Origin of the sequence: Stenotrophomonas sp. AB1(2024) (assembly GCF_037482345.1) — a bacterium.
In the GTDB taxonomy this organism is placed as follows: Bacteria; Pseudomonadota; Gammaproteobacteria; order Xanthomonadales; family Xanthomonadaceae; genus Stenotrophomonas.
This window is the reverse complement of record NZ_JBBHKO020000001.1, coordinates 798,713-811,532: the sequence shown is the minus strand read 5'-3', so window position 1 is coordinate 811,532 and position 12,820 is coordinate 798,713. Positions and strand designations below refer to the sequence as shown.

General features: G+C 65.2%; 12 protein-coding genes. 10 read left to right on the top strand and 2 right to left on the bottom strand.

Going from position 1 to position 12,820, the window contains the following annotated elements; all coding sequences use genetic code 11:
• Positions 1-87 precede the first annotated feature (87 nt).
• Entirely contained in the window at positions 88-1,092 is a 1,005-nt protein-coding gene (locus WIX41_RS03775) for a 2-hydroxyacid dehydrogenase (protein WP_339445827.1), read from the top strand.
• A gap of 12 nt (positions 1,093-1,104) precedes the next feature.
• Here the strand turns inward: WIX41_RS03775 and WIX41_RS03770 are convergent, their stop codons facing one another.
• Positions 1,105-1,437, bottom strand: a complete 333-nt coding sequence (locus WIX41_RS03770) for a SymE family type I addiction module toxin (protein WP_339445826.1) — start codon at positions 1,435-1,437, stop codon at positions 1,105-1,107.
• Between the two features lie 836 nt (positions 1,438-2,273).
• On the opposite strand from WIX41_RS03770, the gene cyoA reads away from it, so the two are divergent.
• From cyoA to radA, 5 genes are all read left to right on the top strand, one after another.
• Entirely contained in the window at positions 2,274-3,317 is a 1,044-nt protein-coding gene (gene cyoA, locus WIX41_RS03765; protein WP_339445825.1) for a ubiquinol oxidase subunit II, read from the top strand.
• Positions 3,318-3,325: 8 nt separating this feature from the next.
• Positions 3,326-5,323: a cytochrome o ubiquinol oxidase subunit I gene (gene cyoB / locus WIX41_RS03760; RefSeq protein WP_339449405.1), complete on the top strand. Its 1,998-nt coding sequence runs from the start codon at positions 3,326-3,328 to the stop codon at positions 5,321-5,323.
• Complete coding sequence (gene cyoC / locus WIX41_RS03755; RefSeq protein WP_339445824.1) at positions 5,320-5,961, top strand: cytochrome o ubiquinol oxidase subunit III; 642 nt, start codon at positions 5,320-5,322, stop codon at positions 5,959-5,961. The genes cyoB and cyoC overlap by 4 nt, the downstream gene beginning before the upstream one ends.
• Positions 5,961-6,311 (top strand): cytochrome o ubiquinol oxidase subunit IV, encoded by a 351-nt coding sequence (gene cyoD / locus WIX41_RS03750; RefSeq protein WP_339445823.1) that lies wholly within the window; start codon positions 5,961-5,963, stop codon positions 6,309-6,311. Before cyoC ends, cyoD begins: the two co-directional genes overlap by 1 nt.
• 217 nt (positions 6,312-6,528) lie before the next feature.
• On the top strand, positions 6,529-7,905 hold the full coding sequence (gene radA, locus WIX41_RS03745) for a DNA repair protein RadA (RefSeq protein ID WP_214900925.1): 1,377 nt from the start codon (positions 6,529-6,531) through the stop codon (positions 7,903-7,905).
• A 66-nt stretch (positions 7,906-7,971) separates the two neighbouring features.
• Here radA and WIX41_RS03740 read toward each other — a convergent pair whose 3' ends face one another.
• A complete protein-coding gene (locus WIX41_RS03740; protein ID WP_339445822.1) occupies positions 7,972-8,763 on the bottom strand; it encodes a cytochrome C assembly family protein in 792 nt (263 codons plus the stop codon).
• Positions 8,764-8,919: 156 nt separating this feature from the next.
• Here WIX41_RS03740 and ffh point away from each other — a divergent pair, with 156 nt between their 5' ends.
• The 4 genes from ffh to rpsP all read left to right on the top strand — a co-directional run bounded on the left by ffh (position 8,920) and on the right by rpsP (position 12,812).
• Positions 8,920-10,299 carry a signal recognition particle protein gene (gene ffh, locus WIX41_RS03735; RefSeq protein ID WP_339445821.1) on the top strand — a complete coding sequence of 460 codons (1,380 nt, stop codon included), beginning with the start codon at positions 8,920-8,922 and terminating at the stop codon, positions 10,297-10,299.
• Between the two features lie 73 nt (positions 10,300-10,372).
• Positions 10,373-11,449, top strand: coding sequence for an NAD(P)H-dependent flavin oxidoreductase (locus WIX41_RS03730; RefSeq protein WP_339445820.1), 1,077 nt, complete (start codon positions 10,373-10,375; stop codon positions 11,447-11,449).
• Positions 11,446-12,234, top strand: coding sequence for an aminotransferase class IV family protein (locus WIX41_RS03725; protein WP_339445819.1), 789 nt, complete (start codon positions 11,446-11,448; stop codon positions 12,232-12,234). The genes WIX41_RS03730 and WIX41_RS03725 overlap by 4 nt, the downstream gene beginning before the upstream one ends.
• 317 nt (positions 12,235-12,551) lie before the next feature.
• Positions 12,552-12,812, top strand: a complete 261-nt coding sequence (gene rpsP / locus WIX41_RS03720) for a 30S ribosomal protein S16 (protein WP_313343667.1) — start codon at positions 12,552-12,554, stop codon at positions 12,810-12,812.
• Positions 12,813-12,820: the final 8 nt, after the last annotated feature.

Below are 12,820 nucleotides of genomic sequence, written 5' to 3'. Positions count from 1 at the left end.
CGAGCTACCGGGTGTCGCGTCTTCCGGGCGTTTGATGGTTCGCCCGCCATCGGGTTACTGTCTGAACGCACCCGCAGAGGCTCCTTCATGAAAACCGCCGTCTTCAGCGCACGCCCCTATGATCGCCGGTTCCTGGATGAGGCCAATGCACGCGACCACGCGGGGCGGGGTTTCGGACTGGCCTACTTCGACGTGGCGCTGGACGCCTCGACCACCGGGCTGGCCCAGGGCTTCGATGCGGTCTGCGTGTTCGTCAACGACCGCCTGGACGCGCCTGTGCTGCAGGCCCTGCACGCGCTGGGGGTGCGTGCCATCCTGCTGCGCTGTGCCGGCTTCAACAACGTGGATATTGCCGCTGCCGGGAAGCTTGGCCTGTTTGTCGCCCGCGTGCCGGCCTACTCTCCGGAAGCGGTGGCCGAGCACGCGCTGGCACTGATCATGACCCTCAACCGGCAAACCCACCGCGCGTACAACCGGGTGCGCGAGGGCAACTTCATGCTGGATGGGCTGCTGGGCCGCACGCTGCATGGCAAGACGGCGGGAATCGTGGGTACCGGCAAGATCGGCCTGGCAACGGCACGCATTCTTGAAGGCATGGGCTGCACGGTGCTGGGCTTCGATCCGTACCCGTCGCCGGAATTCGCAGTGGTAGGTGAGGCTGTGACGCTGGATGAACTGTTGACCCGCTCGGACATCGTCTCCCTGCATTGCCCGCTCACGCCCGACACCCATCACCTGATCAACGAGGAATCGCTGGCGCGGATGAAGCCTGGCGCGATGCTGGTGAATACTTCGCGCGGTGGGCTGGTCAACACCGATGCGGTGGTTCGTGCATTGAAGTCTCGTCACCTGGGCCATCTGGCCATCGACGTGTACGAACAGGAAAGCGCGTTGTTCTTCCAGGACCTGTCCGGCGAGATCATCGATGATGATCTCTTCCAGCGCCTGATGACCTTCCCGAACGCCCTGGTTACCGGGCACCAAGGTTTCTTCACTGTTGAAGCGCTGCAGGAAATCTGCAGCATCACCCTGCGCAATCTGTGCGATTTCGCCAGCGGGGCGGAATGTCAGAACACGGTGGTTGCTACCTAACCTGGTGGCTGGCTACCGATCTTCCACTTCGACATAGCGCACGACGGGCTTCTTGGCATTCTCGCGGACGGGCGGATCGTCGTTCCACAGGGGGCGCAGGAGGATCTGGCCGGGTGTGGCTTCGATTTTTACGTGCACGCCCACTTCGAAGCCGAACGTGCGCAGCCAGGCCCCGCGCAGGGTGACCATGGGGTAGGGGCCGAAGTGGTCGCGGTCGTGCTCGCCCAGCTGGGGCACGGCGCGTACGTTGTGGTGGTAGCTGGGGGTGTAGCGGGGTGTGCAGCGGGGTAGCAGCAGAACTACTTCTTCTTCGTCTTCGGGCCACTGGACGGGTTTGGGTTTCATCTTCGCTCCTCCAACAGGGAATGGCCCTCGCCGGTGAGGGCGAGGGCGTCGGGAGGTCAAAACCGTGAACAACCAAACGGCGGGCGTATTCCCCCGTGAAGGGTCTTGTATTGGCCACCCTCCCGACATGGGACATCCACTATTTTTGGTTATTCGGAGTTTTGAGCTCCGTGGACAACCTTGCCCACCAACGACGAAGAAGCGAAATCGATTGTGTCTGTTGAGTTTTCGAATTCAGTAGATGACATCTACTGGTTGTCGGGTCTGACGCGTAAAGGCGCAAAATGCGGCGGTTGCGTGTGAGCTCGCCCACAGATTTCGGTCGGGGTCGACGTGCATCATTCTGTCTGGAAGATGCTTCGGCCCGTCGCAATCAGTCTGTCGGTGGACCGTAGGCGGGCAGGTCAACGGAGTTCAAGCGTCGTTTCGTTGTTTTCCCTGCGTTACCGGGCGTGGACGATGCAATGGCAGTCGTTTGGGAACCGACTCTACCGCGCCGGCTGGGGTGGCCGGCAAGCCGGGCAGGGCCCGGCTCTACCTGCGCCCCCGGCCGGGACGGTGCCCGGGGGCCCCGTTTGAACGATTCATGTCTATACATGACTGCCCGGCTGTGCCGAATCCGGCCATCCACGCGGTGTGCGACAACGTGTCGCAGCCATTTGCAGGCCTTTCCTGCGCCAGATCATTGTCAATGCCTTTCTTAAATGGTGCGTGACGGCATAAAATTAGGGGGCTGACATGAACGTCCTCCGTGCCGCCCCCCTGGGACCGGTACACCCGGCTTTGGCTGGCGGGGCGCGCTTGAGAAGGCATTCCCTACGCAATTGGATCGACCGATGATTCCGTTGAAATCCCTTGGGCGCTGGCTGCGCCCGGGCCTGCTGTTCGCGTTGTCCGTGTTCATGACGGGCTGCAGCTCGGCCATTCTGGCCCCGAAGGGCCAGGTCGGCCACGATCAGAAGACCCTTCTGATCACGGCCACCGTGCTGATGCTGCTGGTCGTGGTACCGGTCATCTTCATGACCCTTGCCTTCGCCTGGAAGTACCGTGCCTCCAACACCAAGGCCCGTTACGAGCCGAAGTGGTCGCATTCCACCGCGATCGAAGTGGTCGTCTGGTCGATCCCGTGCATGATCGTACTGGTGCTGGCGGTGCTGACCTGGCGCTCGTCGCACTCGCTGGATCCGTACCGTCCGCTCGAGTCCGAGGCCAAGCCGGTGGTGATTGAAGCCATTTCGCTGGACTGGAAGTGGTTGTTCATCTACCCGGAAGAGAACATCGCGACGGTCAACGAAATCACCTTCCCGGTGAATACCCCGCTGAACTTCAAGATCACGTCCGATACGGTGATGAATGCCTTCTTCATCCCGCACCTGGGCAGCATGATCTACTCGATGACCGGGATGGAGACCAAGCTCCACCTGATTGCCAACGAGACCGGCACCTTCCCGGGCATGTCCTCGCACTACAGCGGCGCGGGCTTCAGCAAGATGCATTTCGACGCCAACTCGGTGACTGAAGCCGAATACCAGGCGTGGCTGGCCAAGGTGCGTGCGCAGAGCACCCCGCTGGACCAAGCCGCCTTTGGCACGCTGGCGGCCGACAAGAACCACGACTGGCATCCGGTGACCTACTTCGGTAGCACCGAAACCGGTCTGTTCGACTGGGTCGTTGCCCGCCACATGGGTGACAACCAGCACTACGGCATGGACCACAAGGCCATGAACCACAAGGGGATGTCGCACGGTGCCGCTGGCGAAAGCCACGAAGGCCACGAGATGCCGGCCGGTGCCCATGACATGCCGGCCGACCATGCCGAACACACTGCAGACGAGCACGCCGCCGCCGGTCACGCCGGCCACGCAGGCTCGGGAGAATAAGCATGAATCTGTTGGGTAAACTGACATTTGCCGACATCCCGCACGACCCGATCATCATCACCACGCTGATCGGCGCGGGGATCGGTGGCCTGCTCGTGCTGGCCCTGATCACCAAGTTCAAGCTGTGGGGCTATCTCTGGAAAGAGTGGTTCACCTCGGTCGACCACAAGAAGATCGGCGCGATGTACCTCATCGTCGCTTTCGTCATGCTGCTGCGCGGCTTCGCCGACGCCATCATGATGCGTGTCCAGCAGGCCACCGCCGCCGGCGGTGCCGAAGGCTTCCTGCCGCCGCACCACTACGACCAGATCTTCACCGCCCACGGCGTGATCATGATCTTCTTCGTGGCGATGCCGCTGATCACCGGCCTGATGAACGTGGTGGTGCCGCTGCAGATCGGCGCGCGCGACGTGGCCTTCCCGTTCGTCAACTCGCTCAGCTTCTGGCTGTTCGTGGCGGGCGCGGGTCTGGTGATGATCTCGCTGGGCGTGGGTGAATTCGCGCAGACCGGTTGGCTGGCCTTCCCGCCGTTGTCGGGCAAGGAGTTCAGTCCAGGGGTAGGTGTCGATTACTACATCTGGGGCCTGCAGGTAGCAGGCCTGGGTACCACGTTGAGCGGTATCAACTTCTTCATCACCATCTTGAAGATGCGTACCCCGGGCATGAAGCTGATGCACATGCCGGTGTTCACCTGGACCGCGCTGGTCACCAACGTGCTGATCATCGCCGCCTTCCCGGTGCTGACCGTCACCCTGGTGCTGCTGACCCTGGACCGTTACCTGGGCACGCACTTCTTCACCAATGACGGTGGCGGCAACGCCATGCTGTACATCAACCTGATCTGGATCTGGGGTCACCCGGAAGTCTATATCCTGGTGCTGCCGGCCTTCGGCGTGTTCTCCGAAGTGATCGCCACGTTCTCGCGCAAGGCGCTGTTCGGCTACAAGGGCATGGTCTACGCCACGGCCACCATCGGCGTGCTGTCGTTCATCGTGTGGCTGCACCACTTCTTCACCATGGGTTCGGGTGCCAACGTCAATGCCTTCTTCGGCATCACGACGATGATCATCTCCATTCCCACCGGCGTGAAGATCTTCAACTGGCTGTTCACCATGTTCCGCGGCCGCGTGCAGTTCACCAGCCCGGTGCTGTGGACGATCGGCTTCATGGTCACCTTCACCATCGGCGGCATGACCGGCGTGATGCTGGCCATTCCGGCCATCGACTTCGTGCTGCACAACAGCCTGTTCCTGATCGCCCACTTCCATAACGTCATCATCGGCGGCGTGGTGTTCGGCATGTTCGCCGGCATTACCTACTGGTGGCCGAAGATGTTCGGCTTCCGCCTCAACGAGTTCTGGGGCAAGGCCGCGTTCTGGTGCTGGTTCATCGGCTTCTACGTGGCCTTCATGCCGCTGTACATCCTGGGCTTCATGGGCATGACCCGCCGCATGCAGAGCTACCCGAACCCGGAATACCAGCCGCTGCTGGTCATTGCGATGCTCGGTGCGTTCATCATCGGTGCCGGCATCCTGTGCCAGATCATCCAGGTGGCCGTGTCCATCCGCGACCGCAAGAAGACCGCCGACCTGACCGGCGACCCGTGGGATGCGCGTACGCTGGAGTGGGAAACCTCTTCGCCGCCGTCGTTCTACAACTTCGGTTCGCTGCCCAAGGTCACCGAGCTGGACGATTTCTGGGAGCGCAAACAGCGTGGTGAGGCGTGGGAACGCCCGGTCAAGTACACCGACATCCACATGCCGCGCAACACCGGTACCGGTGTGGTGATTGGTGCCTTCAGCCTGGTCTTCGGCTTCGCGATGATCTGGCACATCTGGTGGCTGGCCATCGTTGGCCTGGTCGGCATGATCGGCACCTTCATCTGGCGCACCTTCGACAAGGACGTGGATTACTACGTGCCGGCTGCCGAAGTGGAGCGGATTGAAAATGAGCACCGCCGTCACCTGCAGGCGCAGGGTCTGGTGAAATCGGAGTTGCAGGCATGAGCAGCACTATCGCCAACACCGTGAACCACGGGCACGCCGCGCATGCGGCGGCCCATGGCCATGACGACCACGAGCACCACGACACCGGCGAGAACACCGTCTTCGGTTTCTGGGTGTACCTGATGAGCGACTGCCTCATCTTCGCCAGCCTGTTCGCGACCTACATCGTGCTGGCCGGCGGCACCAACGGTGGCCCGGGTCCGAAGGACCTGTTCGACCTGAGCTTCGTAGCGTGGGAAACCACGCTGTTGCTGGTGTCCTCGCTGACCTTCGGCCTGGGCATGATCGCCCTGCACAAGCACAAGGTTGGCCAGATGTACCTGTGGCTGGGCCTGACCTGGCTGCTGGGCTTCGGCTTCATGGTGATGGAAGTGTGGGAGTTCAACCACCTCATCCATGAGGGTTTCGGTCCTGACCACAGTGCGTTCCTGTCGGCGTTCTTCGCGCTGGTGGGCACCCACGGCCTGCACGTGAGCGCCGGCCTGCTGTGGCTGCTGATCATGTTCATCCAGATCAAGCAGAACGGCCTGACCCCGACCAACAAGACCCGCATGGCGTGCCTGAGCCTGTTCTGGCACTTCCTGGACCTGATCTGGATCGGCGTGTTCTCCGTCGTCTACCTGAAGGGAGCGCTGTAATGGCCGCACATGACAATCACGCACACGACCACGGTCATGGCGCCGCTGGCGAGAGCCACGGCAGCGTCAAGTCCTACCTGGTCGGTTTCCTGTTGGCCGCGGTGCTCACCATCATCCCGTTCTGGGCGGTGATGAAGGGCAACCTGCCAACCTTCACCACGGGCGTCATCATCGTGGTGGCGGCCGTGCTGCAGATCTTCGTGCACCTGGTGTTCTTCCTGCACCTGAACCGCTCGTCGGAACAGCGCTGGAACGTCAGCGCGGCGGCCTTCACCGTGGTGGTGATCGGCATCATCGTCGCCGGCACGCTGTGGGTGATGCACAACATGAACGTGCACATGATGCATTGAGGTCGCATGACCGCATGCATGCAGAAAGGCCGCCCCCAGGGGGCGGCCTTTTTGTTGGGTGGTGCGTGGCGGCGCCGGCGTTTGGGGTAAGGTCGGTTATCCCGTCCCGCAGCCCAGTGCGTTGGAACAGGCTGGTGCGGCATGGGGAAGGGGGAGTCTCGGTTGTTGCGACGCGGCTCGGCTATCCTGCCGCATAGACGATGACGTGGAAGTAGACATGGCCAAGCGGCTTACCGCCTACGTGTGCAGCGAATGCGGCGCGGAATACAGCAAATGGCAGGGGCAGTGCACCGAGTGCGGCGCCTGGAACGTGCTGAGCGAGATCACGCTGGAAAGCGCGACAGCCGCCAAGTCACCGGCGGCGCGCCGCTCGGGCTGGGCCGGCAAGGTCGATGCACCGAAGATCATGGCGCTCAAGGACGTGCAGCAGACCGAGCACCTGCGGGTGAGCACCGGCATCGGCGAGTTCGACCGCGTGCTCGGTGGCGGCCTGGTCGAAGGCGCGGTGGTGCTGGTGGGCGGCGACCCGGGCATCGGCAAATCGACCCTGCTGCTGCAGGCGGTGGCGAAGATGGCAGCCACCCTGCCGGTGCTGTACATCACTGGCGAGGAATCGCTGTCGCAGGTGGCTGGCCGTGCGGTGCGGCTGGACCTGCCGCTGGACAACGTCAACGCGCTGGCCGAAACCCAGGTCGAGGCGATCCTGCAGCACGCCAGCGCGGCGCGGCCGAAGCTGATCGTGGCCGATTCGGTGCAGACGCTGTGGACCGAATCGCTGACGGCCGCGCCCGGCTCGGTGAGCCAGGTGCGCGAGAGCGCGGCGCGGCTGGTGCGCTTTGCCAAGGAAACCGGCACGGCCGTGTTCCTGGTCGGGCACGTGACCAAGGAAGGCGGCATTGCCGGCCCGCGCGTGCTCGAGCACATGGTGGATGCGGTGCTGTATTTCGAAGGCGAAAGCGGCAGCCGCTTCCGCCTGCTGCGCGCGTTCAAGAACCGCTTTGGGGCGGTGAACGAACTGGGTGTATTCGCGATGGGCGAGAAGGGGTTGAAGGAAGTCTCCAACCCCTCGGCGATCTTCCTGTCCGGCGGCAGCACCCGCCAGCCGGGCAGCTGCGTGATGGTCACCCGCGAAGGCACCCGCCCGCTGCTGGTGGAAGTGCAGGCGCTGGTGGATGCCTCGCCGCTGTCCAACCCGCGCCGGGTCGCGGTGGGCCTGGAGCAGAACCGCCTGGCGATGCTGCTGGCGGTGCTGCACCGTCATGGCGGCGTGCTGGTGGGCGACCAGGACGTGTTCGTGAACGTGGTGGGCGGCATTCGTGTGCAGGAGACCGCGGTGGACCTGCCGGTGCTGCTGGCGGTGCTGTCGTCGCTGCAGGACCGGCCGCTGGCCGAAAAGACCATTGCCTTCGGCGAAGTCGGCCTGTCCGGAGAAATCCGTCCGGTGCCCAACGGCGAGGATCGCCTGCGCGAGGCAGCCACGCATGGCTTCAAGCGCGCTATCGTGCCGAAGGCAAACGCGCCCAAGACCGGCAGCGTGAAGGGGATGGAGGTGATCGCAGTAGAGCGCCTCTCGGAAGCGATCGACGCCATCTGACGCGTAGAGCCACGCCCTGCGTGGCTGCGTAATGATCGGCACCGCGCAGCCACGCAGGGCGTGGCTCTACCTGCGATTGAACACCAGTTCGATCGCAAACTGGCTGCCAAAAAACGCCAGCAGCAGCAATGCCATCGCGGTCAACGTCCAATGCACCGCCTTGGCACCACGCCAACCATACCGGCGGCGGCCGATCAGCAGCGTGCCGAACACGATCCACGACAGCACGCTCAGCACCGTCTTGTGCACCAGCTTCTGCGCCAGCAGGTCGTCCACAAACAGTACGCCGGTGAGCAAGGTCAGGGTCAACAGCGCAAAGCCCACCGCGATCACCCGGAACAGCAGCGATTCCAGATCCGCCAGCGGCGGCAGCGCACGCAGCCACGGGCGGAAATCGCGGCGGCGCAGGGCGCGTTCCTGCAGCCACAGCATGATCGCCAGCAGCGCGGCCACGCTCAGCGTGGCGTAGGCCAGCAGCGCCATCCAGGCGTGCGTTGCCAGTTGCCAGCCCAGCGGCCGGCTCGGCTCATGCCCGTAGCCGTGATAGATGCACAGCACCGCCGCCGCCATCGGGAACACCAGTACGCCCAACGCGGCCATGCGCCCGCGCGCGGCCACCAGCGAGGTCAGCCAGGCCATGCCCAGCCCGACCAGCGACAGCGCGGCGAAGAAATGCATGTCCGGCCCGCCACTGGTGCGCATGGCCACCAGCGCGTGGTAGCCGCCATGCAGCACCATCGCCGGCACCGCCGGCCACAGCCATGTCGGCGCGCGGGCGGCGTCATCGCGCACCACTGCGCGCACCAGCAGGGCGGTGGCGGTCAGGTAGAGCAGGGTGGCGATGAGAACGATTGTCATCGTGTCAGTTTCTCATACCCCCGGGGCGGTAGCGATGGCTGCGGCGCGCGCCCGCGCTGCCGGGCAGGCCCGGGGCGATCCAGCGGCCTCTGGGGAGTGCGGCGGACCCGCTATACTGTGCGTCTCATTGTCTTTCGTTCTGAACAGGTTGCCTCCATGTTCGAGTCCCTGACCCAGCGCCTCTCCGGCACCATCGAGCGGCTGCGTGGCCGCGGTCGCCTCACCGAGGAAAACATCCGCGAGGCCACCCGCGAAGTCCGCATCGCGCTGCTGGAGGCCGATGTCGCCCTGCCGGTCGTGCAGGCGCTGGTCGAGCGCATCAAGGTGCGCGCTGTCGGCCAGGAAGTGCTCAAGTCGCTGACCCCGGGCCAGGCGCTGATCAAGGTCGTTCGCGACGAGCTCACCGCCGTGATGGGCTCGGCTGCGTCCGACCTGAACCTCAACGTGCCGGCCCCCGCCATCATCCTGATGGCCGGTCTGCAGGGTGCGGGCAAGACCACCACGGTGGGCAAGCTGGCCAGGCACCTGAAGGAAAAGCGCAAGAAGAAGGTGATGGTGGTGTCGGCCGACGTCTACCGTCCGGCCGCAATCGAGCAGCTCAGGACCCTGGCCGACCAGGCCGGCGTGCTGTTCTTCCCGTCCAGCGCCGACCAGAAGCCCGAAGCCATCGTGCGCGCGGCCATTGATGACGCGCGCAGGTCGTTCGTGGACGTGCTGCTGGTCGATACCGCCGGCCGCCTGGCCATCGACGAAGCGATGATGGCCGAGATCAAGGCCCTGCACGCGGCGGTCAATCCGGCCGAAACGCTGTTCGTGGTCGATGCCATGACCGGCCAGGACGCGGCCAATACCGCCAAGGCCTTCGGCGAAGCGCTGCCGCTGACCGGCGTGGTGCTGACCAAGACCGACGGCGACGCCCGTGGCGGTGCTGCGCTGAGCGTGCGCTACATCACCGGCAAGCCGATCAAGTTCGTCGGCGTCAGCGAAAAGCTCGACGGCCTGGACGTGTTCCACCCGGACCGTATTGCCAGCCGCATCCTGGACATGGGCGACGTGCTGTCGCTGGTGGAACAGGTCGAGCAGCAGGTCGACAAGGACAAGGCGCAGAAGCTGGCCGAGAAGGTCGCCAAGGGCAAGAAGTTCGACCTGAACGACATGCGCGACCAGCTGGAGCAGATGCAGAACATGGGCGGTATCGGCGGCCTGATGGACAAGCTGCCGGGCCTGGGCCAGATCCCCGAGCACCTCAAGCAGCAGGTCAGCCAGGGTAAGGAAGTGCCGCGCATGATCGCCATCATCAACTCGATGACCAGGAAGGAACGCCGCAACCCGGGCCTGCTCAACGGTTCGCGCCGTGCCCGCATCGCGCGCGGTTCCGGCCTGACCCCGGCCGACGTCAACAAGCTGATGAAGCAGTACCAGCAGATGGAAAAGATGATGAGCAAGATGGCCGGCGGCGGCATGAAGGGCATGATGCGCAGCATGAAAGGCATGATGGGTGCCATGGGCGGCCGCGGCGGCATGCCGTTCCGCTAAGGCCGTAGTGACACGCCATGCGTGTCAACGCCGGGCGTATGCTGTAGCCCGTCGCCCCCCAGGTACCAGACGCATGACTCACCCGCAGATCCTGGAACGCGCCGACAATTTCTGTCGGCGTTTTTCATTGCAGGCCCCGATCCTGCTGGCGCCGATGGCCGGGGCCTGCCCGGTGCCGTTGTCGGCGGCGCTGGCCAACCACGGCAGCATGGGCGCGATGGGCGCGGTGCTGTCGCAGCCGCAGGACATCGTGGCGTGGATGGACGCGTTCCGCGCCCAGTCCAGTGGTCCGGCGCAGGTCAATGTGTGGATTCCAGACCCTGCGCCCGTGCGCGATGCCGCCGCTGAAGCGGCCAGCCGCGCGTTCCTCGCGCAGTGGGGGCCGGAGGTGCCGGCGGATGCCGCCGATGCCGGCCCGGCCGATTTCGATGCCCAGTTCGATGCGCTGATCGCCGCGCGCCCGGCGGTGGCCTCAACCATCATGGGCGTGTTCACCGCCGCGCAGGTACAGCGCCTGAAAGACACCGGCATCGCCTGGTTCGCGTGCGCCACTACCTTGGCCGAAGCGCTGGCGGCCGAAGCGGCCGGTGCGGACGCGGTGGTCGCGCAGGGCTTCGAGGCCGGTGGCCATCGGGGTGCGTTCGATCCGGCTGCCGCCGAACGCCAGCTGGTTGGCCTGTTCGCACTGGTGCCACGCCTGGCCGACCGCCTGCAGGTGCCGGTGATCGCAGCGGGCGGCATCGCGGACGGGCGTGGCATCGCTGCCGCGCTGATGCTCGGTGCCAGCGCGGTGCAGATCGGCACTGCTTTTCTGCGCACGCCCGAGTGCGCGATTGATCCGGCGTGGTCGCAGGCACTGGCGGCCGCCGAACCGGAAGACACCTGGCCGACGCGCGCCTTCAGCGGGCGGCTCGGTCGTGGTTTGGCCACGGCCTACGTGCGCGCTGCCGCCGGTCCGGCTGCGCCGTCGCCGCGCCCCTATCCGGTGCAGCGCGGCCTGACCGCGCCGATGCGCGCCCAGGCCAACCGCGAGCACCGGATTGATGCGATGCAGGCATGGGCGGGGCAATCGGCGTGGATGGCGCCGGACAAGCCGGCCGCCGACGTGCTGCAGGCGCTGTGGTCCGACGCGCGCGGGTTGCTGGGATGAGCGTGTACTGCAACGGCCACCGCGCCAGCGCCGATGAGTTGGCGGCCGCGCTGGTGAACTACGGTCATTTCACCTCGCTGCAGGTGCGTGGCGGTGCAGTGCAGGGACTCGACCTGCACCTGCGGCGGCTGCGCCAAGGCACCGAAGAACTGTTCGGCAGCCGCCTGGAGGGCACCCAGGTGCAGGCCTGGATGCAGGCGGCGCTGCAGGCCGAAGGCGTCAATGACGCATCGCTGCGGGTGACGGTGTTTTCCCGCGCGTTCGATTTCCGCCAACCGTTGCAGGCCCTGCCGGTGGATGTGCTGGTGACGGTGGCGCCACCGGCCTCCACGTCGGTCGTGCCGCGACGCGTTTGCAGCGTGCGTTACCAGCGTGAACTGCCACACCTGAAGCACGTGGGCACCTTCGCGCTGTTCCAGCACCGTCGTCAGGCGCTGCAGGCCGGTTTCGACGATGCGCTGTTCGTGGATGCGCAGGGGGAGGTCAGCGAAGGCACCACCTGGAACGTGGCGTTTGCGCGCGACGGCGAGGTGGTCTGGCCGCAGGCACCGGCACTTCGCGGCACCCATGAGCGGCTGCTGCAGGCGGGGTGGGGCGGCGAGCTGCAGCTGGCGCCGGTGCGGTTGGTTGATCTGGCGGGGTTTGATGCGGCCATTGCCTGCAATGCAGCAGGGGTGTGGCCGATCGGAAGGATCGATGGGGCGGTGCTGCCGGCGTCGGAGGCGTTGTGCCAACGGGCAAAGGCGGTGTTGATGCAGGTGCCTTGGGATTCCGTGGCGGTTTGAGACCGCTTGGGCCGGCCAGCGGCCGGCGCTACCGGCATTCCGGCATTCCGGCAGATCGGCAGATCGGCAGATCGGCAGATCGGCAGGCGGCAGGCGGCAGGCGGCAGGCGGCAGGCGGCAGGCGGCAGGCGGCAGGGCGTCCCTCGGTAGCGCCGGCCGTTGGCCGGCCCGGGCGATGCCCGCGACCACGTCAACGCGGGCCAAGCAGCCCATTCAGGTTCATCCACCCCGCTAGGCTTGGAATGGCCCGGCCCCGCCGCTATAATCGCCGGCTTACCGCGCCATCCTGGCGACTGGGCAATAGAGGAAGCAACACCATGGTCAAGATTCGACTGACCCGCGGCGGCGCCAAGAAGCGTCCGTTCTACCACATCATCGTGACCGACTCGCGCAGCGCGCGCGACGGCCGCAACATCGAGCGCGTGGGTTACTACAACCCGGTTGCCCAGGGCGCCGAAGCCCGCATCGTGCTGGATATCCCGAAGGTCGACGCATGGGTTGCCAACGGCGCCCAGCTGACCGACAAGGTTCGCAACCTGTACAAGGAAGCGACCAAGGCCCAGGCCTCCGCGGCCTGATCCTGAAG